The organism is Paucibacter sp. DJ2R-2 (assembly GCF_025717675.1).
Taxonomy (GTDB): Bacteria; Pseudomonadota; Gammaproteobacteria; order Burkholderiales; family Burkholderiaceae_C; genus Paucibacter_A.
Window position 1 is genome coordinate 1 of record NZ_JAJIRT010000010.1, and the last position, 23,082, is coordinate 23,082.

Consider the following 23,082-nt stretch of genomic DNA (forward strand, 5'->3'; position numbering starts at 1 on the left):
ACTCGCCTTCGCCGACATTCACACGCCCAGAGTAGTGCGGGTGGTTGGGGATATCGGGTTATTGGACAGCCTCGTTAGCTGTCATGCAACTTTCAATCACGTACGAGCTGGTCGGGTCCGGCTGGTCAAAGTGCACCATCGAAGATGGAGAGGAATCGTGCAGCGTCTCGGCCTCGTATCTCTCGGATGCATTGGGGAACTTGGTTGTCGCCGCGTTTAGTGCACTCTCAGGATTTGCGTCCATTTCGTTCGGGTTCGACGAAGAGCCTGGCGAATACAGGTGGGTCATCGAACAGACTGAACCCAATCAGATTCAAATTCAGATTCTGGAATTCGAGGATCTTTGGGGATGCAAGCCGAATGCAGATGGAAAGGTACTACTTTCGACCACTTGCCGCCCACTTGTATTTGCTGCTGCTGTGCAACGGGCTGCCGCTGCGGTTCTCGCTGAGCACGGCGAAGAGGGCTACCTAGGAAAGTGGATGGAACACCCATTTCCAATCCGTCAGCTGTCGCTACTCTCTGAACTTGTTGCGGCCAGAGAATGACAGCTAACCGGTCGTTCGAGCCGACTCGCAACGGCTGGTCACTTCAGGCCCATATTTCATTCTGGGCCTTCCGTGCCCAGCCGTCGCTCGCGGCTCAACTTCAACGTTGGCTGCACAATTTAGCCACTTCTCGACCCTCACGACCAAGGATTCAATGCAACTGCTTTCGCGATCAATTAAATGGGTGATGTTTGTAGCCGGCCTACTTACCTGCACCATGTTCTATGCGTTAGTCGCACCTGAGGCGGCACTAGTCTCGAATTTCGGACAATCGCTCGATGGGCCGGTCGCACAGATCGTCGTCAGAAACTGGGGCGCGCTAATCGGTCTAGTAGGTGTTCTTCTCATCTACGGCGCGTTTCGGGAGGAGGCACGTACCGTCGCACTGCTGGTAGCTTGCTCCAGCAAACTGGTGTTCATCGCTCTTGTCCTCAGTCTAGGCCAGCCGTATCTTCAGTATCAAGCTGGCGTCGCCGTGGTCGTAGACACGATCATGGTCGTGCTGTTTGCTACATACCTCATTACTCAGCGACGTTCGGCACGCAGTTCTACCTAACCCTTCAGGCAACCGGTCTCTACACGGCTTGCTAGCATTTGGCCCGCCATTTCACTCTGGGCCAAATACTGCCAGTCCGTTCCGCGCTGGTTACTTCAAACGTTGAGCTCTCCATCACAGGTGGAGCATCGGATGGAGTCGGATCGTCAAGCTAGTTGAGGGATTGTTTTCTTGCTGACCAAAGAGCTCGCGTCGGCTGCTCGGTCAGTGCTTTAGCCGGTCGCTGCAAGCACTAGGCCTTCCGCACCCCACCTGCTTCATTTCAAGGGCTACTCATGCGTACTTCCATCTTGATGGTCGGTCTGGCAGTTGCAGCGCTGATCGCTTGCTCCACAGTTCAGCCACCCTCCAAGCCGCAGCCCTTGGAACTGGTCGGTACCTGGAAAGTCGACCTTCGCCCCACACCGGATGCAGACCCCTACTTTCAGGAGTTCGTGGTCAGCAAGGTGGAAGGCAAGACCTTCAGTGGGACGTTTTACGGCTCGCCGATCAGCCATGGGCGCTTGAACACCGGCTGGGGCGCCGTGCGAATCGCGTTTGTCACCGCCGATGGCTCCGGCCCCTACAACCACTCCGCGGTGCTGTCGGGCGGGCGCCTGGAAGGGCTGACCCATTCCACCGGGCGAGACTTTCTGTCGTATTGGTCCGCGAGCAAGCAATAAGTAAACAGGTGGGGCGCTGCGTAGACGTCCTCAGTGGGCACGCCGTGAGGCTTGCCCGGCTTCCCGCTGGCGTGGCACAGGGCCGCTCGCGGATTCTTGCTCAGACTGGTCTGCTGAAGAGCCGGGCTGCACAGGCCTGAAGGTTCAGCCGCTATCACCGGCTCAGCCGCAGCCCTCGTCCCATCCACTCATTCATCGCCCGCGCTCATCTCTGGTGCGCTGCCGCCCCGAAATGACGCTTGGTGCCTCCATTTGGTGCGCACTCTGCGGGCTTGGCCTGCGCCAATTTGGGCACTGTTCTTGCTGATCTGGTGCGTCTGGCCCTCCGATGGTGCGAAAGAGGCCAGGTCAAGAGACAGGCAAGCAAGCAATCCAGCAAGCAAGCAAGCAGAACAACCCCAACCCAGCCAGCCCGATGGACTCTTCCTCCCTTTCTTCACTCAAGCAGGGCGCGGACGCGCTTTTCATCTTGCTCGGCGCCATCATGGTGCTGGCCATGCACGCGGGCTTTGCCTTTCTGGAGCTGGGCACGGTGCGCAAGAAGAACCAGGTCAATGCCCTGGTCAAGATCCTGGTGGATTTCGCGGTGTCCACGGTGGCTTACTTTTTGGTGGGCTACACCGTGGCCTACGGCGTGCACTTCTTCACCGGGGCCGAAAGCCTGGCGGCGCGCAATGGCTATGAGCTGGTGAAGTTCTTCTTTCTGCTGACCTTTGCGGCGGCGATTCCGGCCATCATTAGCGGCGGCATTGCCGAGCGGGCCCGCTTCGGCCCGCAGCTGGCAGCCACGGCCGTGATCGTGGGCCTGATCTACCCGCTGTTTGAGGGCGTGGTCTGGAACCAGGGCTTTGGTTTTCAGGCCTGGTTGAAGGCCCAGTTCGGCGCCGAGTTCCATGACTTCGCCGGCTCGGTGGTCGTGCATGCGGTGGGCGGCTGGATCGCGCTGGCCGCCGTGCTCTTGCTCGGCCCGCGCATGAACCGCTACCGCAAGGACGGCGCGATCAGCGCGCATCCGCCGTCCAGCATTCCCTTCCTGGCCCTGGGCGCCTGGGTGCTGGCGGTGGGCTGGTTCGGCTTCAATGTGATGAGCGCGCAGACCCTGGACAAGATCTCGGGCCTGGTGGCCGTCAACTCGCTGATGGCCATGGTGGGCGGCACCCTGGCCGCCGTGCTGGCCGGCCGCAACGACCCTGGCTTTGCCTACAACGGCCCGCTGGCCGGCTTGGTGGCCGTGTGCGCAGGTTCGGACGTGATGCACCCGCATGGCGCGCTGATCACGGGCGCGGTGGCCGGCTACATCTTCGTCAAGATGTTCACCCTGACGCAGAACCGCTGGAAGATCGACGATGTGCTGGGCGTTTGGCCTCTGCACGGCCTCTGCGGTGCCTGGGGCGGCATTGCCTGCGGCATCTTCGGCAGCCAGGCCGGCGGCGGCGTGGGCGGGGTGAGTTTCTGGTCGCAGCTGATCGGCACCCTGGCCGGCGTGGCCTGGGCCCTGGCCGGCGGCTTTGTGGTTTACGGCCTGCTCAAGCGCTTTGTCGGCCTGCGCCTGAGCCAGGAAGAAGAGTTCGACGGTGCCGACCTTTCTATCCACAAAATCGGTGCCACGCCGGAGCGCGAGGTCAGCTGGTAAGCTCACGCCCAGCCTTCCAATTTGGCTCCAGTTCCTGTCTTCCACCGCCTTCGGGCGGTGGTGGCGTTTTGGGCCCAGGCTCTTTGTCTTCTTTCAGCACTTCATTCGCGATGTTCACTGGCATTGTTCAAGCCGTGGCCCAGGTGGCCGCCCTGCAAGACCGCCCCGGTCTGCGCAGCTTCACCCTGCAGTTCCCGCCCGGCTTCTGCCAAGGCTTGGAGATCGGCGCCAGCGTCGCGTCAGACGGCGTCTGCCTGACCGTGACCGCGCTGGACGAGGCGGCCGACCGCGCCGACTTCGATGTGATGCAGCAAAGCCTGAACCTCACCACCTTGGGCGCGCTGCAGTCGGGCAGCCGGCTCAATGTCGAGCGCGCCGCGCGTGACGGCGCCGAGATCGGCGGCCACCCGCTGTCCGGCCATGTCGATTTCATGGCCACGGTGCAGGCCATCCGCCAGCCCGAGAACAACCATGTCATCCGCATCGGCGTGCCCGCGCCTTGGATGCGCTACATCTTCGCCAAGGGTTACATCGCAGTGAACGGCGCCAGCCTGACCGTGGCCGAAGCCGGCCGCGAGCGCGATGGCTCGGGCTGGTTCGAGGTCTGGCTCATCCCCGAAACCCTGCGCATGACCACCTTCGCCGAAAAGGGTGTGGGCGCAGCCCTGCACATCGAGATCGAGCGCCAGACCCAAGTCATGGTGGACACGGTGCGTGCCGCTGTGGATGAGCGTTTGGGGCCGCTGCTGCCGGCGCTGGAGGCTTGGTTGGCCTCGCAAGGGCGGAGCATTGATGAATTGCCCGCACCCTTGAAGTTCTAGGCCTGTGACGGTGAAGGGTGCCTGATGATAGTTGGCTTGCACTCTTTTTCGTGCAATCAAGCCGCAGGGGCGCGTGCACCCAAGTCTAAGTAATGCTCGCCCAGTGCGTCCTGACGAATTCCTGGATGATCGCTGGGAGATTTGAGAACACGAGTTTGGTGTTCACCTCGCCCTTCTTGACGTGGGAGCCCCGTTCCTCCTTGGTCGGTTGCTTGTCGGCTATGTCTTCTCCGGAGCCCTCAAAGAAGTAATGAATCATCGGGCTGCCTTCTCGCGATACATGCGAGGTTGCGGTCGTCAGGTTCACGTGATAAGTCAAGCCGTTGATCGTCCAACTTTTCATCTTTGATCTGGTTTCCATGCCATCCAAGGCTTGTTGAAAGAGTTTGGCGTTGCTGCTGTCTTTTTGAAGTTGAGCAACCCTCCTTCCAATTCGAGCCAGGTTCTTCTCTCCATAAGTTTCCCTGTCAAGCCTGTCGCCAGTTTCGATAACCATGATGGCGACTTCTTCGACCTCTTCAGGGGTCATGACCCATTCGTCTTCTATCTCTTCCTCGTTCTCGTCATCATCCTCTCGCATCATTCTTTGAATGCTTGCGTTGCTCGTGCTGAGCTGGGCCAGCGACGGAGGCTCGGCCTTGCTTGCGTTGCGCTGAGCTGCTTGTGCGCCCATACGATCCGCCTCGGCTTCGAGCCCCTTGTCATCGTTGATGGGCGTTCCCGTGCGCGTCAGCGTGTTTGGTTTTACACGCCCCTGCGCTTGCTGCACCACATGCCATGCCTCATGGGGCAAGTGCTTCTCCTGCCCCGGTGCCAGGTGAATGTCCTGCCCTTGCGCATAGGCATGGGCTTGCAGCGCCGCCGGCTTGCCGGAATTGCGGTGCACACGCACGCCAGACATGTCCTTGCCTGACAGCGACTCAATGCCCTGTCGCAGACCATCGGGCAGGCCGCCTCGCGATGGCGTCACATTCGCAGCCTCTCCCCCGCTGCGCAGTTGGGCCACCCGCTCACCTTGTTTCAACTGCCTTGGGCTGTCTGACCTGACCAGTGGCGCTTTGCCGCCATTCTGGGTCACGCTGTTGTCGGTGTCGGCGGCGGGGCAGCGCAGGGGGGCCGCCGGCTTGGTGGTGAACAGTTGGTGAACGGTTTGTTTGTTGCGCATCGTGATTGCTCCAGAGAAGCACGGGCTGACTTGCGTCTTAGGCAGTCTCAAGCCAAGCTCGGATTCATTTGGCCTGGCGCTTGGCTTCCTTGTTGGTCATGGGCGTCGGGCTGGCTTTCTTGATCGCTAGAGCCCTGGCCGAGGTTTCGTTCTGTTTCTTGCCCACACCTTTGGCAAGGTGCTTCTTCTTTTCCGGATCGTGATGCTTCTTGCCGCCGGCCAATTGGGCCACCGGACTGGCGCTCTGCAGCTGCGCGATCTGCGCCCCTTGCGCCGCCTGCCTCGGGCTGCTGGCGTCGGCGCTCAGCCCACCCGCATGGGCAGCGGCAGCCTGCAGCGGCGCAGCCGCGCGGACCGGGCTGCTGAGTCTTTGTTTGCCTGGGTTTGTCATGGTTTCTCCACCTGGGTTCTTCGCATCGCCAACACCGCCCAGATCGTCACCGCGACGAGCAGGGTCCAAAGCAGGAAGGGGCTCTCGCGCAGGGGCTTGAGGCCGGGGTCGAAAGCAAACAGCAGGCTGCCCACGGCCAGCGGCGGCAGGGCGCCCAGCGGCATATAGCGGCCCCAGCGGGCCCGCCAGGCGCAGTTCAGGGCCATGGCCAAGCCGCAGGCGGCGCCGATCAGCAAGAGCAGCTCAAAGACGGCCCGCAGCGGCCAGCGGTGTTCGCAGACCCAGCCGCGCAGGGCCAGCTTGAAGTCGCTGATCGAGCCGGTCAAAAAGGCGGTGTCGAAGTTCTGGCTGAAGTCGACCGGTGTCGAGACTTCCTTGATGGGCAAGGGCCAGAAGGCAACTCCGCCGTAGTTGTCATCGAAGTAGATCAGGTCGTCGGCGAACTGCTGGCCGCCCTTGCTGCGCGGCGAAACCAGGGGGATCAGCTTGCGCAGAAAGATGCGGCGGTCGCCGCCTTTGATGGCGGTCGATTGATCCAGCTTGACGCGCAAGGCCTTTTTGCTGTCGCCGCTGGGCTCGGACAGAAGCACGATGAAGCGCAGCGTTACGTTGGTGTTGCTCTTGTACTCGGCCGTTTCCGCGTGGATGCGGCCGCGCAGCAGCGACGGCTCCTCGGCCTGGCGCAGATAGTCGAACAGATTGTTCAGCTCGAAGGCGCCGGGGCGGGCCAGCTCGCGGTCGCTGATCACCAGGTTCAGGGTGTAGTCACGCGAACCCTGGCGCAGGGCCGTGATCAGCGCTTCGACCAGCTTTTTGTAATAGGCATCGAAGCGGCTGCGCCAGACCAAGTCTTCGCGCGGTGGCAGCTCGTCCAGGAACAGGGTCAGGCCGTCGCCCATGCGCGTGGCATGGCCGAGACCGGGCAGCACGCCGTAGAGGCGCGAGCGCCAGTCGTTCAGCGGCCGGTCAATCACGGCCATAGCGCGGCCGGGCGCCTCGCGAATCATGCGTTCGATGGTGTTGGCGCGCTCGTTGCTGTCGGCATTCTTCAGGAACAGCCAGTCATTGCGGTACAGGGTCAGGTCCAGCGCGGTGCCGTGAACCCGGGCCTGCCGGACGAAATCGGTGGCGCCTTGCATGGCATGCTCGGGCACGGCGAGGCTGCCGTCGTCGTTGATGGCCAGGCCGAACACGCTGATCCGGTGCAGGCGGCTGAAGTCGACCTGCTGGGCTTTGTCGCCAGACCACCATTCGGGGAAAAAACCGTAGATCTGGCTGCCGATCTCGTCCTGCACGCAGCCGCAGCCCGCTCCGTCCCAATTGATCTTCTTGTCGAAGCTGAGCGGGTATTTGCGGCCGCTGCGTTCGACCAGCCAGGCCCGCAGCTCCGGCGGCATGATGGTCGGGGCCAGCTCCTGCCAGCTGATGTCGGTGGTGGCGGCTTTGCGGCTGGCGGCGGCCAGGGCTTTGGCCGGCTCGGCGGCCACCCAGGCCCTGTGTTTCTGAGCTTCCTCCAGGCGTTGCGGCCAGTTGTTGGGCGGGCAGGCCCGGGCGAACTCGGCCGCGGGTGGCGGCTTGATGCCCTGCTTGCTGGCACTGACGCGCGTCAGCTCCGCCACAAATTGGCAGAGCTGGGCATCGAGCGCCGCCTCGAACAATTGCCGGTTCGGAAACTCGACCTGGATCAGGGGCGTCAGCAGCTGCTTGAGCTGCTCAATTTGCGGTTCGGTGAGCGGCCCCGGGGCCGGCGGGCCGGTATCGGCAGCGGGCGCAGATGCGGCGGCTGCGACCGGTGCTGGTGCCGCAGCGGCCTCCACCCGCATGCCGTCGCCCCCCCCGGCGTCTTCGCTGGGCTTGGCGGCCTCCAGCTTCAGCTGTTCCTCTTCCTCCGGGCCGGGTGTGGGCAGCAGCAGGTCCAGCGTTGCTTGGGCCAGCTTGAAGACTTCGACCTGGGGCCGGCGCGGCGCAGGCACCTTGGCCTGGGCATCGTTGAGCGAGAGTGCCTTCAAGGCGGCGGGGCTGGACGCGGAAGCAGCAGAGGCGGCCGCTGATTGTTTGCCTGGGGGCGCAGTGATGACGCTCAGGATGTAGCTTTGCTGACCCTGGCGCTGCTGGGCGTCGCTGACGCTGATGTTCAGCGGATGGCGCTGTGCGCTGAGGGCGGTGCCGGACAGCAGGCCTTGCTCGTCCAGCTTGATGCCCTCGGGCAGCGTACCGCCCGTGAGCCGGTAGCGGTAGGGCGGCTGGCCGCCGCTGGCTTTCAAGACGTGCTTGTAGGCCTTGCCGACGACGGCGGCGGGCAGGCGCACCGGGGGCAGGTCCAGCTGCAGTGCCGGCTGTCCGGCGCAGCAGCAGTTCGCTTCCGGGCTGCTGGCCTTGCACTGGGCGCTGGCCTCGGCGGGCAGTGGCTGGCTGTGGCTCTCGGCTTGCGGGCTGACCGGGCTGCTGGTGGCGGCGCCGTCCGCGGCGCTGGCCGGCTTGGCGGCAGCGGCCGGGGTGTTGCTTTCGGCCTCGGTGGCCAAGCGTGCAGCGCTGCCCAGGCAGCACAGGCCCAGCAGTGCCGCCCCGAGCAGGCGCAGGCCGCGGCGTGCCGTGGCCGGGAACGTGGCCTTGGCCGGGGCATTCAGGTGGGCGGGGTTCACAGCGTTCTTCCTTCCTTGCGAAGTTCCTTGGCCAGACCGGTGCGCAGCTCGCTGGCCCGCACCTGCTGGCGGCCTTGGCGCATGGCGCTCAAGGCGGCGTGGCGGATCACATTGGCGATCGAGCCGCCGGAGAGTTCATAGCGCTGGGCGATTTCGTCCAGGCGCACATCGGGGGCCAGGTGTTGCCCGGCCAGCATGCCGCGCCACAGGCGCAGGCGTTGCTCGGGGTCGGGCATGGGGAAATAGACCATGGACTGAAAGCGTCGCGAGAAGGCTTCGTCGAGGTTGCCGCGCAGATTGCTGGCCAGGATGACGACGCCGGGAAAGTCTTCCACCCGCTGCAGCAGGTAGGCGATTTCCTGATTCGCGTGGTGGTCGTTGGCATTGCTGGCGGCGCTTCGCTTGCCGAACAAGGCGTCGGCTTCGTCGAAGAACAGCACCCAGTTGCGGGTCTCGGCCTGGTCGAACACGCGGGCCAGGTTCTTCTCGGTCTCGCCGATGTACTTGGACACCACCATGGACAGGTCGATGCGGTAGACGTCGAGCTTCGCCTGCTGGCCGATCAGCGTGGCGGTGAGTGTCTTGCCGGTGCCCGGTGGCCCATAGAACAGGGTGCGGTAGCCGGGTTTGAGGCTGCGCGCCAGGCCCCAGTCCTGCATCAGCGTGCGGCCATGCGTCAGCCAGGCGCTGAGCTGGCGGATGTCATCGAGCACCTCGGGCGCCAGCACCAGATCGTCCCACGTCAGGCTGCTGTGGATCAGCTTGGCCGGGAACTGGGCGTTGTAGTCCGGCTTGTGCCAGACGCCGGTGCTGAGCCTTTGCAGGGCCTCGGGGCTGGCGGCCAGCAAGCCGCTGAGCTGGGGCTCGCCGGCCGGGGGCGGCTCCAGGCGCAGCAGGCCGCGGCGGGCAAAGCCATGGCCGGGGTCGAAGAGGGCCAGCAGGCCAAAGCGCCGGGCCAATGATTCACCAGCGATCAGGAAGGCCGCCGTCTCGCCGGTGGGCATGAAGCCGCCATGGTTCTGGCTCTTGATGCCGCCGAACTCGGTGAAGCCGCGCTCCAGGTTCTGGTTGCGCATGAACAGCAGGTCGAGGGCCGCCGGGCGCAGATGGGGCACCAGGGCCAGGGCGAGCAGCAGGCGCTCCTCGCGGCTCAGGGCCGGCAGGCCTTGCAGCTCGGCCAACTCGGCGTGCACGCGGGCCAGTTCGCTGTCCGCCGGCAGGGTCGGCGCGGGCTCGCCCACCTCCAGCGGGGTCTGCTTGAAGAACTGGTCCAAGCGCTGCGCGAGCAGCGTGTCCAGCCAGTCCAGTTCCATGCTCAGAGCTTGAGCATGGGCGGTGTCAGCGCCATTCCACATGCAGCACTCCTTGCATCCAGGGCAGTTTGATGATCGAAAAGCCCCAGGGCAGGCGGTCGAGCAGCATATCGAAAGCACGCGGCTGCACCTTCAGCCGCCAGGGGGCGGGTTCGCCGTGCTCGGCACGTTGGCGCTCGAGCCGACCCTCACGCTGCAGAAAGCTCTCGCGCAGGCCGGCGACCGAGGTGTTGCCGATGGCCTTCCAATGGCTGATGACCGCGGTCAGCAAGTCGTTCAGCAGCGCCTGCTCTTGGGCCGTCAGCGGATCGCAGGCCGGCAGCAGGTCGGTGGGCGCGAGACCGCAGAGCAGCTTGGACAGCGGCCAGAGCGGCTCGCTGCTGGGCGCATCACCGCGCACCAAGGCTTGCAGACACAAGACTGCACGCGCTTGGGCCGGGGCATCGACGAACTGCCCTCCTTCGGTCAAGCTCAGGTGTTTGAACAGCCGCTCGGCATAGGCGGCGAGCAGCACCTGGCCGGCGTCCTCGACCCAGATCGGCGCGGCCAAGGGGCCTGGCGGTGTTGTGGCAGGCGCAGGCCGTGCCGGCGGGGCTGGGCGCACAGGCGCTGGAGCGCTCGCCTTGGCGCTGATGGCCGTGGCGTTTGAACTCTGGGACTTATGTGCAGTACCGGCCTGGCCTTCGTGGCCTGAATGGGGCGCCACTCTTGGAGGTCGAGGCCGCCGATTGGACCGTCCGGCTTCTTGCACATGGCGGCGGAAACCTGGCGCGTCCGGGGTGCCGGCGAGCACGAACAGATGCTCACAAAGCAGCGACCAGAGCGGATCCGCGGCCGGTGCTGCTGTGGCGCTTGGAGCGACTGCTGGACCAGTGTCGCGAGCCAGCTCTGGCGCGGGTGCTGCCGGCTCTGCGCGCATCGTTGCCATACAGTCCTTCAAGGCCTCGGCGCTTCCCGGGCCGAACTGAGCCGCCAGCCATTGCCAGCGCTGAGCGGGCTCGAACTGGGCACACCATTGCTGGCAGGCCGCCGGCTGCTCCAGCAATTCAGCCAGACGCAGGCGCTGCGCCGTGCCATAGGCCTTGAGCTGGCATTGCAGCCACAGTTGCCGCAGCTGGTTTTCAAGTCCGGGCTTCGAGTGGGCCGAGGTCGCCAATTCCTTCGCTGCGTTCCCCTGGATGCTGCTGTCGTGCAGCTGCTGCCAGCGGCGGCGCCAATGCGCTTCCAGGTTGGCGGGCGGGATGGGGACTGCGATTGCTTGGTGCAACATCGCCGCGCTCAGCGCCTCGGCCTCCTGCCAGAGCCAACGGCGCAAGGCCGCAGCCGGCCAGGGCGGTGCCGCCGCTTCGTCTGAAGGCTGGGTCTTGGGTGCTTGCCAGCGCGCGATCAGCGTCGGCAGCCAGGGCAGGGCCTGCAGACGGCTCAGCGGTGTTGTGGAGTTAGGGCCATCGGAAGCCAGGGGCAAGCTGGCCGCGGCTTGCAAGGCCGGCCCGGCCGCGCGCTTGAATCGATCGCGCGCTTGAGGTGCTGGCGTGTCAGCGTCACCCGAACCTTGCCAGCGCGCCCAGGCGCCTTGCCAGAGGCTCAGCCAGGCGCTGTGCGTGGCCGGCAGGCGCCCATGCTCCAGCAGGTGGGCCAGGCTGGCCTCCATCAGCAGCGATTGCATGGCGCTGAGCCCCGGTCGTTCGGCCGCCGGGCAGGCCTTGAGCAGCTGCAGTGCGGTCTGGCGCAAAGAGTCGGCCCATTGCGGCGGGGCTGGCCGCGTGAGTGGCTCCGGGCCCGCCGGGGCCTTGTCTGCGCCCGGGCCGGCCAGCAAGGCCAGCAGGGGCCAGCTGTGCTCGACCGGCAGGGCCAGGCTCCAGGCGCGCCGGCCGCTGCGTGGGCGCAGCTGTTCCAGCAAGGCCTGGCGCAAGGCGGCGGGGGCCTGCCGGTGCAGCTCGGCCAGGCTGCGGCCGATGTGGGCCGAGCTGCCTGCCGACGGCCGCCCCGTGGCCCAGGCCTGAACCTGCTCTTGCATGCGGCGCAAGGCGGCCTGGCCCAGGCGCGAGGGCGGCCGGCCGGGCCCGCCGGCCGAGCCGCCGGAGTCAGCGTCCGCCTGCGTCTGTGCGTCGACCTGGTCCGGGTCGCCCAACAGGGCCGCGAGCATGGCGGCTGCGAGCTCCGAGCCTGCTGGGCGGGGCAAGACCTGACCCCGCAGCGCCCGTCGCAGCGACATCCAGCCGGGGCCCAAGAGTTCGGCATGGCTGGCCTGCAGGGCGGCCAGCAGGCGCCGCTGGCGGGCGCCGCCGAGGGCACCGCCACTCAAGCCCCAGAGCGCATGCAGGCCTGCGACGCGCAGGCGCTGTTGCAGGCTTTGCACCTGGTAGGCACTGAGGCGGCCGCGCCGCTGCAGCGGCAGCAGCCAGTTGTCGTCCAAAAGCAGCATGGCCTCGGCCAGCTCGCGGTGGCGCACGCTCAGCAAGGCCTGCAGGCCGGCATGCGGCGCGATCAGGCTCAGTCGGGCCAGCACAGGCTCGGGTGGCATCAGCTGCTGCAGGGCTTGCCACAGCCGCGGCCCATGGTGCAGAGCAAGGCGCTCCAGCCAGCCGGCGAGGTCGCGAGCCGAGCGCAGCGGCATGCCCCAAGGCAGCAGCCCATGCTGCAGAAAGTGCAGGAACTGCCCGAGCTCATGGCCGGCGCTGCTCAGCCGGCGCGGCGGCTCGGCGTCGGGGCTGCTGTCGGCCCACGGTGCGAGGGCGGCCCTGGGCGGGATTTGTTCGCTCAGCCTGGCCAGGCTGCGCTGCAGCGCCAGGTCGAATTGGCGCAGCCACTGGCTGGGGCTGTCCTGGATGCGCAGGCGGCCGATGTCGACCTCCAGGCAATCCAGGGCCCAGACCTCGCCCGGCGGGCTGAGGGCATCGAAGCGCTCCGCCATGCGCGGCAGTGCGTGCTTGTGGATGAACTCGCTCAGGCGATCTTGCTGCGCATGGGCCAGCCGGGCATGGCTGAATCGGGCCTCCCAGCTGAGCGTCTCGATGCGATGGCTGTGGTTCATGGCGGGCCCGTGTCGCTTCAGTGGCTGACCCAGAAGGGCTGCAGAAAACCGCTCAGGGCCGCGGCACAGGCGCTGAGCTGGGTGCCTGTGGTCTTGTTCTCGTGGCCGCGGTCAAGGTTCTGGCCTGGCTTCGTCTGCGCCTCGCAATGCGCCCGGCGCGCGTCCAGCCACTCTTCGTAAAGCTGCTCGAAGCGCTCCATCTCCTGGGCGTCAAGAAACAGGCTGCGGCTTTCCAGATGGGCCGGCGCCGCCATCAACAAGGTCTCCTGACAGAGCGATTGAAAGCGCGGGTCGGCGCCGCGAGCCGTCCAGCCGGGCAGGATCAGGCTGATCTTCTGACGGTGAAAGGCGGCCAAGGTGGCAGCTGCTTGGCCCGCGGGCCGCAGCAGAAGGTGTTCGACCAGATGCAGGCCTTCGGCGTGGCGCTGCAGCGCGCAGGCCAGCAGATGGAGATCGGTGGCCAGCTGCAGCGCCTGCGCCTCCGAGGCGACCCGGGCCAAGGTCCAGCGCTGATCGCGCCGCTCGCCACCCAGGCAGAGGCAGAGCTGCGACGGCTGGCGTCGCAAGATGAAGCGATCGGCTTGAACGGCGCTGCGCAGCAGGGCCGGCGGCAGGGCCTGGCGCAAGCCGGGCAGGCGGCTGCGCAGCATTTGCCACAACTCGCGCAGCTCGGCACCCCGGCGCGGTGGCCGGCTGCCCGGCAGCAGATGCAGCGCCTGGTATTCACCGTCAGCCGCCAGAGCGGGCACTTCGCCCTCGGGCCGCCGGTCTTCGGGCAGCAGCTGCAGTTCGAGCACGCGCAGCGTCTGTGTCAGGCGACGCGGGAACGGGTGGGCCATGCCCAGCTGCAGGGCCAGTCGCTCCACCAAGGCGCAGCGATTCTTGCGCTTACCGAGCAGGGCTTTGCTGTAGTCGAAGGCCGCGTGGCGGTCGCGGGTGCGGGCCAGCAGCTGGCGGGCATAGCGCTGCTTGCAGCGCAGCAGGTGGCCTTGCCAACTGGGCCCCGACCAGTAGCAGGGCAGGCTTTGCAGAGCCTGGAAGTCCAGCTGCTCCCCGTGCAGGGCGAGCAATTGATCGAGCACGCGGGAGCGCCGCTCGACGGCCTCGTCGGCCGCGGCGAACACATCGCGTTCGATCTGCTCGCGTGGCTGCAGGTAGAGGCCCTCCTGAGCTGCCGGCGATTGCGGCCGCGCGGCGGTGGCGTGCGGGTCGAGGGCGACGGCTTCGAGCGCGGACAGCTGGGCATTGCCGGGCAGGTCCCACCAGTAGCTGGGCCCCTTGGCGTGACCGATGTCGAACAGCTCGCCGAGATGCTGGCGCTGGGCCCGGCTGTGGGCCAGCCACTGCTCCATCAGGCTCAGATAGGCCTGCCATTGCTGCTGCTGGCCGCGGCCGCCGGCCTGCAGCTCCAGGCTGGCGCCCTGTCGACCCGGCTGGCGGTAGACCTCGGGCAGGTGGCTGCTGGCGGGCACATAGGCGGCAGCTTCGGCTTCACTGGGCTCACGCGCAGCCCGGGTCGGCGCGGCCGGGAGGCCGGGCAGGGCTTGGCGGCGCGGCGTGCGGCGCACGTCCTCCAGCTGTTGCCACAGCTGCTGCAAAGGCAGCTGATCGCTGCTGCCCTGACCGCTGACGTTCCAGCCTTCCAAATCCTGGGCCGAGGCCGGCCAAGCCAGGCGCAGCGCCCAGCCTGGGCCGCGCATGGGCAGGCTGTCGGTGTCCTGCAGCAGCGCCGGCGGCGGGGCTCCTTCCGGCAGGCCGAAGTCCTGGCTGCTGAGTTCGCTGTGCTCGCGCAGCTCGGCGCTTTCTTCCAGGCGCAGCTCATCGATGTCGGCCAGGCCGGGGATTTCGCGCAGGTAGAGGGTCAGGTCATTGAACTTCAGCTCCTCGGCCTGGCAGCGTTCGAGTTCCACGCTGTTGACCCAGCCCTGGCTCATCAGTGGGCCGCTGTGCTCGGCGTCGGGCAGCTCATCGAGCGCGTGGCGCAGCGGCCGGGCGGCGATGTAGTCGTCGCAGCGGGCCAGCAGCTCGGCCAGCAGCTCGGCCAGATCGCGCCGGCCGTCGCTGCGCACGCGGCAGCGCAGCCGGACCCAACGCGGCTTGAGCAATTGCTGTGCGTCCAGCAGGTCCTCGCCCAGATTGCGCTGTGCCCAGTAGCTGCGGGTCTGCGCCAGGGCTTGCTCGCGATCGTCCTGGTCGGCCACTTGGGCCTGGCGCGAGAGATGCCAGAGCCCGCTGCGGCGTCCGTGCCGGTCGCGCAGCGGCGTCATGCGCAGATGGCGGGCTTCGGGCCAGAGGTCGTAGAGCCAGCGCTGGTAGTCGCTGGCGCTGGTCGGCCGGCATGGCAGGGCCTCGCGCGGGCCGTAGAGCGCGTGGCGCGCCAACGCGTTCGGGCTGATGGCCGACAGGTCGGCGGGGCGGCCCGGTTCCTTGTCGATGCCCGGGTCCATGTCCGGCAGCAGGCCGAGCAGTTCGGGCACGCTTTGCCGGCTGGCGTAGATGTCTTCGCTGAGTCCGAAGCAGAAGGCTTCGAGCAGGGTCACGCCGGGGTCGTGCAGATTGAAGTCGGTCCATTGCGAGCGGCTGGCGCCCTGGGCCAGCTGGATCACCGCTTCGCGCAGGGCATCAAAGCCCAAAGGGTCGTGCTGCTCGCGGCTGCTGGGCAGGCGCGGCAGGCGCTGCGGTGCCTCCAGGGCCCGCTCTTGCGGCAGCACGCCCTGGGCCGGCGGGGCCAGGGCTTGCAACAGCGGCGGCGGCATGCTCATGGCTTGTCCTGTGCTGTGTCCGCCTCAGCGTCGCCGCTGTCTTTGGGTTGCTTGCACTGGGCCATTTCTTGATCGAACCAGAGTTGGGTCAGCTGCACCTGGATGACCTGATCCGGGCCGAAATCGCAGCCGGTGCGGATCTGCAGGCTGTAGCTGCCACCGCGGCCGCTGCCGCCATGCCAACGCAGCTCCAGACGGTCGCAGCGCCGGCCCCACCAGGCTTTCGTCTGGCGGATGCCGCGGCGGCGGCGCCACCAGGCCAGCAGGCCGAAGCTGGGGTTGAAGGCGCTCAGTGCGATCGCGTGCAGCAGGCCGAAGTGGCCCTTGCCCTCCGAGCCGCCCGCTCCGGCGACGACTTCAAAGCCCTGGCAGCCTTGCAGGCCACCGATCACCTCATGCCATTGGCCATCGGCGGCGATGCGTGTGGCGGTGGCGTGCCGACCGCGCCGCCCGGTGCTGGCGATGACACCGGCCACCTCGAGCGTGTCGCGCGGGTCCCCACAGGCAATGCCGACCCGACCCCGGCGGTTGTCCAGGTCCACCTCGCCGTCCTTGGGCTGGCGCAGGCCAGGCTTGGGCGACTCGGGCGCCGTCAGCCCGAGCAAGGGCTTGGCCTGGTCGCCGCTGCTGAATTGCAGGCGGTCGGTGGCGGGGCTCAGGGCGACGCGCCAGAGCGCAGTCTCCGGGAACTGATCGCGATAGAAGCTCAGCAGGGCATGGTGGCCGACCGGCGCATAGATTTCCTCGCCATTGGCCGGCGTCTTGCGGAAGCCCTCGTCGCTCATATTGAGCATGGAGTCAATCAGCGCCGCGAAGTCATGCTCGGTCGGCAGGGCGCCGTCACTGAACAGCTTCTTCAGGGTCTTGCGGTTTTCCAGCTGCTTCATGCCTGTGCCCCGCCAATGATGAAGCTGCTGCCGAGCGCCAACCGCGCCAAGCCGGTGGTTCGCGGCGCCGTGCGTGGCACGCTGTCGCTGAGTTCAAGCAGGTGCTTGCGTGTCGGCAGGGCCAGGCTCCAGGGCTTGGAGGGCCGGATCAGATTCGGGTTCGAGCCGCGCGCGCTGTCCGCCAGGCGGTAGCGGCCGCGGTCGTTGCGAATGATGTGCAGCAGCGAGACCTCGCCGACGCTGTCGACCCCGGCCTGGGCGCGCAGATGGGCTTCGATCTCGTCGGCGCGGACCTGCCAGTCAAAGCGCGTGGTGATGCCGCCGGGGCGCCAGGGCGAGAGGTAGTCGCGCAAGGCCTGATGCAGCTGGCGCAGGCGCTCGCCGGCCGCCACGCCGGCCTTGAGCTTGAGGCGGCAGCGCACCTGGATGCGGTCGTAGACGGCATTGCGCACCAGCAGGGGCAGGTCCGGCACGGCGCGCTGGCGCAGGAAGGCGGTGATCTCATCCAGGATGGCGGCATCCAGGCGCGGCGCTTCGGTGCCGTCGATCTCGCGCCCTGGCGGCAGCGCCGGCACGACCACCACCAGCACCTGCTGCCGACCTTGCCCTTGGGCGCCCAAGGGCAGACATTTCAGTTTCTGCACCTGGGGAAATTCCTGCAGCACCAGGCGCTCGATGTCCCAGGGCGTCAGCGCGCGGTCGCGGTGGCGCAGGCGCTCGGCCACGCGGGTGCGCAGCTGGGCCTCGTCCTCGGCCTCGCGCAGGTCGAAGGAGGGCAGGGGCTGGCGCACGCTGGCCAGGCCGGCAATGGCCGGCTGGGTCGCGTGGATGCTTTGGGCGGGCAGCTCCACGGCCATGCCGGCCGCATGGCTGGTCACCCGGCGGGCGCTGATGGCCTGGGCCCACAGGCCTTGCATGGGGGCGAGCCGGCCCAGCTCGCCGCTGGCTGTGAGGCGCAGCCACAGCAGAGGGCCGCCCGGTGCCGCCGACAGCTCCGGGCAGTCGGCGCTCATGCCCTCGGGCAGGTCCAGCACCATGATGCCGGTGCGCAGCAGGCCTTGAGTCTCGTCCAGCAGCAGGCGGTAGGGTTCCAGTTCGCGCCATTGCTGGCCGCACCAGGCTGCCCAGCTCAGCTGAGGCCGCGGGCGCCCCAGTGATTCGGCGGCGCTTTCCGCCTGCAGCTGGAACAGCAGGCTCAGGCTGCCCGCGCTCGCCGTGCCACTCAGGCCGATATAGAGCTGGGCGCCGCAGGGCCAATGCGCGAGCAGGTGGTAGCGCTGATCGGCGCCACCGCGCTGCAGCGCTTGCAGGCCGAAGGGGCAGAGCTGCAGCAGCTGGCTGGCATGGCTCTGACCCGGCAAGGTGCCGCGGTCCTGGCGTGCGGCGATGTGCTCCTCGGCGGCATAGCTGAGGCTGATTTTTTCCAGGCGCGGTGTGTAGGGTTCCTGGGGCAGGGGGAGCTGGTCCTCGGCCCGCTTGATGCGGCTGTTCTGGGTCAGGCGTTCGCTGAGCAGGCGCGGATAGAGGGTGTGGCCGAAGGCGCTTTCGGCGCCTTGCAGCTGCAGGCGGAAGAAGCCCTGGCGGCTGCTCAGGGTGTAGTCGGCCGCGGCCCCGGGCACGCTGAGCGGTTGGTGCAGCCTCTGCAGCTCCTTGCCGTCCAGGTTCAGGGTTTGCTCAGGGCCGCGCTCGGCGAACAAGCGCAGCAGTTCGCCGCCCTCCTGCCAGTGGCCGCCGGACAGCAAGGCCGGCCGCACCAGATAGCTGCTTTCGTCCCAGCGGCGCTGCGCGCGCGCGCCCCGCTCCTTGGCGCCGCCGCTGCCGGCGGCGTCCGCATAGGCCGCGTACACCGCGTAATGTGCGGCCATGCCCTGGCTGGGCAGGCCGGCCCATTGCAGCTGCAGGCTCAGCTCGCTGATGGGCTTGGCACTCAGTTCGGCGTTGGAGAACATCAGGTAGGAAGAGCGGTCGGGCAGGGGGCCGAAGGGCAGAAAAGGCTTGCTGGCGTCCAGCCGCCCGAGCTGGTTGTAGAGCGTCATTTCGCGCACGCCGCTGACACGCACCTGCAGCCGGGCGGACTCCAGGGCCAGCTGTTGCAGCAGGCTGCAGCCGAACACCCGCGTCTGGCCCGACATGCGCAGCTGCAGCACCGGCAGGGCCGGCCAGCCGGCGCCGTGCAGGGCCGGCGTGCAGGCCTGCACCGGCGGCGCGCCCGCGCCGAGCGAGATGCGCAGCTGCAGCCGGCCGCCTGCGTCCTTGGGCCGCTCGCTGCGCAGGTCGACGCGTTGGGCATAGACCTCGGGGACAGCCAGCCAGCCTTGTTGGCTGCTCAGTTGCGCCAACCACAGACCGCGAAACACGCGGTCGAAGATCAGCGAACGCTCCATGGGCTGGCTGCCGTAGATCAGGGACAAGGGGTTGTCGACCTGCACCGTGGGGCCGGCGTTGTCGCCCAGCACGCGCTGGGCATGGCGGCGCAGGGCCCGCAGGTCCAGCGCACTCAGATCCTCCTGGCCCACACTGAGCCAGACGACGAACAGGCGGCCGATGCGGGGCCGCAAGGTATCGGGCTTGTGGCTTTCCAGGCACAGGGCCAGCAGGAAGCTGAGCCAGGCGCCGGTGACGGTCTTGGGCTTCTCGCGGCTTGCGTTCAAGGCGGCCTGGCGCCGGCCATGGCGTGCGGTTCGGCGGCCGAGCTCGCGCAGGCGCTGTGCGTGCAAGTCGGTTTGCTCGGCCTGGCTGGGGGCGCTGGGCAGGGGCAGGCCTTCGAACAGGGCCAGGCGTTCAAAGATGCGCTGCCAGTGCGCCTGATGAATCTCCAGTGTCGCGTTCGCGGCGATCTCTTCGCCGACGGCCTGCTGCAAGAGGCTGTCCTGCCCCAGGGGATGGCTCAGCTGCAGCTCCAGCGTGATCTCGCGCTCACCTTCGCGCAGCTGCAGCAGCGGCGAGGCCAGGGCCAAGCCCTGGCGTGCCTCGCCGAAACCGATGCAAGGACCGCCGCCCAGCAGGGGCCAGGCGCGTGCGCGCGGCAGTGCGGCTTGCTCGGGCGTGGGGGCGGGCAGCTGCAATGCATGGGCCTCGGTGGCGAAGGCGAATTGGTGCTCGGGTGAGATGCGGGCGTCGCTGTGCAGGCGCAGCGACAGCAGCTGCTCGACCTTCAGCGTGCTCAGCAGCAGCTCCTGTTCGGCGCGGTAGTGCAGGGCCTGGCCTCGCTCGTTCTTGCCGCCAATCAGCAGGCAGCCTTGCGGCAGCAGCACGGGCCGGGCGTGGCGCGGGTCCCGCTCGAGCAGCACATGGACGCGATCGGCGCGGGCCACGGCCGGCTGGAAGCCCAGGCTGTCGCGGTAGTAGAACTGGGTCAGGCGGTCGGTGAAGCGGTCCAGCGGCGAGCGGCTGAGCTGCAGCAGCTGGATGAAGGCCAGCAGTGCTCCCATGGCAGGGTCATGGTCACCTTGCTGCAAGCTGGCCGGCAGCAGCTCGGCGGCCAGCAGGGCCAGCTGGCGGCGCGTCCGGCACAGGCCCAACCAGAATTGGCGCAGGGCGCGGGCCAGGGCGCTGGTGCTCAAGGTGGGGCCGGAGGCCGAGGTGCTGGAGGCCTTGGTGCTGGGGCCCATCCGCGCGCCCAAGAGCGGCAGCGGGGCCTCGCCGCCGACGCCGAAATGGGGTTGCAGCTGGACCTGCAGGCGGCCCAGATCGCCGTCGAGCTGGGATTGCAAGAGCTGCAACAAGCGGGCTGCGGCCGGGCTGGCGCCGGGCTCGGTGGCCTGGGCCTTGGCGTGCAGCTCCATGCGCGCGCACCAACGCTCCAGCTGCTCGGCCAGGCGGCGGCAGTAGTGCCATTGCTGCCGCTCCGACAGACGCGGCCAGACGCCCATCACCCGGGCTTCTTCAGCAATCCCGGGCGAGCTGGCCAGTTCGGCCAGGAGCAGGCTGAGATCCTGATCCAGCACCTCGCCCCAATGACCTTGGTGCAGGGCCATGTCGTCGACAAAGCGCAGCTGGCGCGCCAACTCCAGGGTCAGGCGCAGCCGGGTCGCCAGGTCCAGCTCGTCGGGGCGCAGGAACGGCGGCGACAGCGCCGGGTCGAGCGGCGGCGCCAGGCGTTCGTTCTGTTGGGTTCCGGGGTGCATGGTGGGGCCTTGCTGCTCAGCCTGCGCTGACCGGGTTGCTGGCTTGATCGAGATAGAGCGGGTAGACCAGGTTGTGGCGGGTGTTGGTGCTGCGGATGCGGTAGTCCAGCAGCACTTGCAAGCAGCCCCAGTCCTCGCTGGAGATATGGGCCTCGATCTGCAGCACCTCGACGCGCGGTTCGAAGAACAGGACGGCCTTCTTGAGCATGTCCTTGAGCTCCGTCAGCAATTGCTCGCTGGCGCCTTCGAAGACCAGGCGGTGCAGGGTGGTGCCGTAGGCGGCTTGCATCACGCGTTCGCCGCAGCGGGTCGCCAGCAGCAGGCGCAAGCTCTCCTCGATGTCGATCTCGTTCTCCACCATGACCAGGCGCTTGCTGCCATCAAAGCGCGGCGGGAAGCTCCAGCCTCGACCGAGAAAACTCATGGCTAGCCTCCGATGATGACGGTGAAACAGCCGAGCACGATGGCGCCGCCATGTGCGGTCGTGTCGCCGATGCGGGCCGCCGGCTTGCCGCCGATCAGCACGGTGGCCGAGCCTTTGACGATGGCATCCGGTGGCCCGACACAGACCGCGTTGTCGCCAACCACGGCCGCGGGCAGCTTGCCGATCAACACGGTCGGCACGCCCGGGCCGATCACCGGGCCGCCGACATGCGGAATCGGCGGCAAGCCCGGTGTGACCATGGGGCAGGTGTGCATGTCGGTGAGGCGGGCGGCGGGTGGCATGGTGTCGGGCGCTCTTTTTGGGGTTCAGTTGATCATCACCATCGCGCCCTTGACCGTCGTCTGGCCCGAGGCGCTGAGTTCGGCCGTGGCGCTGCCTTTGCCGCTGAAGCCGACCTGGGCCTCGCAGGCGATGTTCAGGCCGGCGGTCTTGACGTCGGCTTTGGACGTGATGGAAATCGCATTGACGGCGTCCAAGGTGATGCCGCCCTTGGCCGTCAGCTTGATGTCCTTGGGGCTGTCCAGGGCGATGCCGCTCTCACTGAGCTTGATGCTGTTGCCGTTCTGGTCCTGGATCAGGATGCTCTTGTCCTTGTCGTCCAGCACCAGCTTGTTGTTGGCCGGCGTGGTGACGGTGATGATCTTGTCTTCTTCGTTGAACTCGATCTTGTGCTTGCAGCGGGTGACGATGGCCTTGGTGTTGTTGGCCGCCTCCAGCACATAGGGGCTGACTTGCTTGCTGCTGTAGAGGCTGCCCAGAACGACCGGGCTGCTGGGGTCGCCGTTCAGATAGCCGACCAGGACCTCGTCGCCCACCTCGGGCAGGAAGAAGGCGCCAAAGCTGTTGGACGCGTGGAACTGCAGCAGACGGGCCCAGATGCCTTCGGTGGCATTGCTCAGGCTGGGCAGCTTGATCTGGATGCGGCTTTCGCCGGCGGGGTCGGCGTCGAGCTTCATGACCACGCCGATCTGCAGGCCGCTGGCACCGGGCAGCTGGCCGCTGGCCAAGGGGGCCACGACATCGGGGCGCTCGACATGCCAGCTCGGGTCGAGCCCGAACTCGGCTTCGCTGACCCAGTTGCCGTCGACCATCTCGTGCTGCACGGCGCTGACGTAGACATCGCCGTTGAAGCGCGTGCCCACGCCGGCCAAGGTGATCAGCGTTCCAGGCAGAGCGACGGCCGTGCCTTGAAAACTCATGCGGCCGCGCACACGCGCCAGGCCGGCCTTGAGCTGCACGGCCTTGGCCCAGCTGTCGAGCAGGGCGCTGTCGCTGCTGGCGGGGCTTTGCAGCAGCAAGGTGTCGGGCGAGGCCACGGCGGCCAAGCTGGCGCTGTCCAGATCGCCTTGGCTGTTCAGCGTAGGCGGTGCGGCCGAGGCCCCTTGAACCAGGGCTTGCTGGGCCGGATCCCAGCCCTGGGCCTGGACGGCTGTCCACTGGCTGCGGGCGTCGATGTCGGCATGCAGCTCGAACAGGTTGTCACCCCAGGTCAGGGTCAGCACCGGTGATCCGCTCACTTCAGGCGCTTTGACGCCGACGCTGCCGGCCGCGGCGTTCACCACCAGGCCCAGCAGCTCGGCACGCGCCAGCATGAAGTCCCAGTCGCTGCAGTAGTACTGCACCAGCTCCTTGTGGGTGATGGAGGTGCTGTCGACATCGGCCGTCAGCCCAGCATTGCTGATCAGGCTGGAGATGATGGCGCTGTCGGTCTGGTCGACATAGTTCGCGCTCTTGCGGCCCAGGGTCAGCTTGCAGGCCTTGTCGCGGCATTCCACCAGCAGCCGGCTGTAGTTGTTGCCGGTGATCTTGTAGCCATGGCGCACGACGATGCCGCTGAACACCAGCGCATCATCATTGGCATAGCCGGCGCGGATCTCGATCTGTGCGCCGGGCTTGAACAGGGCGCCGTCGCTGAGCGGGCTTTTGTTCTCGGGCATGTCGCCGTCGGCGATCACGAGGCGGGCCCAGGGCACGGCATTGAGCGCATGGCGGATGCTGCAGCTGATGATGGCCAGGTCTTCCTGTTCCTGGCCGTCGCAGCTGACGATCAGGCGCAGCACGCCGTCGTTGGAATCGCTGTCACTCATGGCGCCCCC

At 67.2% G+C, this 23,082-nt stretch carries 16 protein-coding genes; 5 read left to right on the forward strand and 11 right to left on the reverse strand.

The genetic code is table 11. From position 1 onward, the window contains the following. The first annotated feature begins 83 nt into the window (after nt 1-83). The 5 genes from LNV28_RS19840 to LNV28_RS19860 all read left to right on the forward strand — a co-directional run bounded on the left by LNV28_RS19840 (nt 84) and on the right by LNV28_RS19860 (nt 4,220). On the forward strand, nt 84-548 hold the full coding sequence (locus LNV28_RS19840) for a hypothetical protein (RefSeq protein ID WP_263520769.1): 465 nt from the start codon (nt 84-86) through the stop codon (nt 546-548). Nucleotides 549-702: 154 nt separating this feature from the next. Continuing rightward, on the forward strand, nt 703-1,104 hold the full coding sequence (locus LNV28_RS19845) for a hypothetical protein (protein WP_263520771.1): 402 nt from the start codon (nt 703-705) through the stop codon (nt 1,102-1,104). A 275-nt stretch (nt 1,105-1,379) separates the two neighbouring features. Then, complete coding sequence (locus tag LNV28_RS19850) at nt 1,380-1,766, forward strand: hypothetical protein (RefSeq protein WP_263520773.1); 387 nt, start codon at nt 1,380-1,382, stop codon at nt 1,764-1,766. Nucleotides 1,767-2,181: 415 nt separating this feature from the next. After that, on the forward strand, nt 2,182-3,399 hold the full coding sequence (locus LNV28_RS19855; protein ID WP_263520775.1) for an ammonium transporter: 1,218 nt from the start codon (nt 2,182-2,184) through the stop codon (nt 3,397-3,399). A 110-nt stretch (nt 3,400-3,509) separates the two neighbouring features. Continuing rightward, a complete protein-coding gene (locus LNV28_RS19860) occupies nt 3,510-4,220 on the forward strand; it encodes a riboflavin synthase subunit alpha (RefSeq protein ID WP_263520776.1) in 711 nt (236 codons plus the stop codon). Between the two features lie 85 nt (nt 4,221-4,305). Here LNV28_RS19860 and LNV28_RS19865 read toward each other — a convergent pair whose 3' ends face one another. The 11 genes from LNV28_RS19865 to vgrG form a co-directional block, all read right to left on the reverse strand. After that, nucleotides 4,306-5,385: an eCIS core domain-containing protein gene (locus LNV28_RS19865; protein ID WP_263520778.1), complete on the reverse strand. Its 1,080-nt coding sequence runs from the start codon at nt 5,383-5,385 to the stop codon at nt 4,306-4,308. Nucleotides 5,386-5,449: 64 nt separating this feature from the next. Continuing rightward, nucleotides 5,450-5,776, reverse strand: coding sequence for a hypothetical protein (locus tag LNV28_RS19870; RefSeq protein WP_263520780.1), 327 nt, complete (start codon nt 5,774-5,776; stop codon nt 5,450-5,452). Next, nucleotides 5,773-8,418, reverse strand: a complete 2,646-nt coding sequence (locus LNV28_RS19875) for a putative Ig domain-containing protein (protein ID WP_263520782.1) — start codon at nt 8,416-8,418, stop codon at nt 5,773-5,775. The genes LNV28_RS19870 and LNV28_RS19875 overlap by 4 nt, the downstream gene beginning before the upstream one ends. Further along, nucleotides 8,415-9,773: an ATP-binding protein gene (locus tag LNV28_RS19880; protein WP_263520784.1), complete on the reverse strand. Its 1,359-nt coding sequence runs from the start codon at nt 9,771-9,773 to the stop codon at nt 8,415-8,417. Before LNV28_RS19880 ends, LNV28_RS19875 begins: the two co-directional genes overlap by 4 nt. Then, nucleotides 9,757-12,765 (reverse strand): contractile injection system tape measure protein, encoded by a 3,009-nt coding sequence (locus tag LNV28_RS19885; RefSeq protein WP_263520786.1) that lies wholly within the window; start codon nt 12,763-12,765, stop codon nt 9,757-9,759. Before LNV28_RS19885 ends, LNV28_RS19880 begins: the two co-directional genes overlap by 17 nt. Before the next feature lie 17 nt (nt 12,766-12,782). Continuing rightward, complete coding sequence (locus LNV28_RS19890; protein ID WP_263520789.1) at nt 12,783-15,527, reverse strand: contractile injection system baseplate wedge protein; 2,745 nt, start codon at nt 15,525-15,527, stop codon at nt 12,783-12,785. Then, the gene (locus LNV28_RS19895; protein WP_263520790.1) at nt 15,524-16,414 is read right to left on the reverse strand and encodes a contractile injection system tail -fiber like adhesin; all 891 of its coding nucleotides are present in this window, start codon (nt 16,412-16,414) and stop codon (nt 15,524-15,526) included. Before LNV28_RS19895 ends, LNV28_RS19890 begins: the two co-directional genes overlap by 4 nt. Then, nucleotides 16,411-20,541 (reverse strand): baseplate J/gp47 family protein, encoded by a 4,131-nt coding sequence (locus tag LNV28_RS19900; protein ID WP_263520791.1) that lies wholly within the window; start codon nt 20,539-20,541, stop codon nt 16,411-16,413. Before LNV28_RS19900 ends, LNV28_RS19895 begins: the two co-directional genes overlap by 4 nt. A gap of 16 nt (nt 20,542-20,557) precedes the next feature. After that, complete coding sequence (locus LNV28_RS19905; RefSeq protein ID WP_263520793.1) at nt 20,558-20,965, reverse strand: gp25 family contractile injection system sheath assembly initiator; 408 nt, start codon at nt 20,963-20,965, stop codon at nt 20,558-20,560. A 2-nt stretch (nt 20,966-20,967) separates the two neighbouring features. Then, nucleotides 20,968-21,267 carry a PAAR domain-containing contractile injection system baseplate protein gene (locus LNV28_RS19910; protein WP_263520795.1) on the reverse strand — a complete coding sequence of 100 codons (300 nt, stop codon included), beginning with the start codon at nt 21,265-21,267 and terminating at the stop codon, nt 20,968-20,970. A gap of 24 nt (nt 21,268-21,291) precedes the next feature. Next, on the reverse strand, nt 21,292-23,073 hold the full coding sequence (gene vgrG, locus LNV28_RS19915; RefSeq protein WP_263520797.1) for a type VI secretion system tip protein VgrG: 1,782 nt from the start codon (nt 23,071-23,073) through the stop codon (nt 21,292-21,294). Nucleotides 23,074-23,082 lie beyond the last annotated feature (9 nt).

What these genes read in the sequence shown, in the direction of transcription:
- LNV28_RS19840 (WP_263520769.1), top strand. Translation starts at nt 84, where the DNA reads ATGCAACTTTCAATCACGTACGAGCTGGTCGGGTCCGGCTGGTCAAAG.
- LNV28_RS19845 (WP_263520771.1), top strand. Translation starts at nt 703, where the DNA reads ATGCAACTGCTTTCGCGATCAATTAAATGGGTGATGTTTGTAGCCGGC.
- LNV28_RS19850 (WP_263520773.1), top strand. Translation starts at nt 1,380, where the DNA reads ATGCGTACTTCCATCTTGATGGTCGGTCTGGCAGTTGCAGCGCTGATC.
- LNV28_RS19855 (WP_263520775.1), top strand. Translation starts at nt 2,182, where the DNA reads ATGGACTCTTCCTCCCTTTCTTCACTCAAGCAGGGCGCGGACGCGCTT.
- LNV28_RS19860 (WP_263520776.1), top strand. Translation starts at nt 3,510, where the DNA reads ATGTTCACTGGCATTGTTCAAGCCGTGGCCCAGGTGGCCGCCCTGCAA.
- LNV28_RS19865 (WP_263520778.1), bottom strand. Translation starts at nt 5,385, where the DNA reads ATGCGCAACAAACAAACCGTTCACCAACTGTTCACCACCAAGCCGGCG.
- LNV28_RS19870 (WP_263520780.1), bottom strand. Translation starts at nt 5,776, where the DNA reads ATGACAAACCCAGGCAAACAAAGACTCAGCAGCCCGGTCCGCGCGGCT.
- LNV28_RS19880 (WP_263520784.1), bottom strand. Translation starts at nt 9,773, where the DNA reads ATGTGGAATGGCGCTGACACCGCCCATGCTCAAGCTCTGAGCATGGAA.
- LNV28_RS19885 (WP_263520786.1), bottom strand. Translation starts at nt 12,765, where the DNA reads ATGAACCACAGCCATCGCATCGAGACGCTCAGCTGGGAGGCCCGATTC.
- LNV28_RS19890 (WP_263520789.1), bottom strand. Translation starts at nt 15,527, where the DNA reads ATGAGCATGCCGCCGCCGCTGTTGCAAGCCCTGGCCCCGCCGGCCCAG.
- LNV28_RS19895 (WP_263520790.1), bottom strand. Translation starts at nt 16,414, where the DNA reads ATGAAGCAGCTGGAAAACCGCAAGACCCTGAAGAAGCTGTTCAGTGAC.
- LNV28_RS19900 (WP_263520791.1), bottom strand. Translation starts at nt 20,541, where the DNA reads ATGCACCCCGGAACCCAACAGAACGAACGCCTGGCGCCGCCGCTCGAC.
- LNV28_RS19905 (WP_263520793.1), bottom strand. Translation starts at nt 20,965, where the DNA reads ATGAGTTTTCTCGGTCGAGGCTGGAGCTTCCCGCCGCGCTTTGATGGC.
- LNV28_RS19910 (WP_263520795.1), bottom strand. Translation starts at nt 21,267, where the DNA reads ATGCCACCCGCCGCCCGCCTCACCGACATGCACACCTGCCCCATGGTC.
- vgrG (WP_263520797.1), bottom strand. Translation starts at nt 23,073, where the DNA reads ATGAGTGACAGCGATTCCAACGACGGCGTGCTGCGCCTGATCGTCAGC.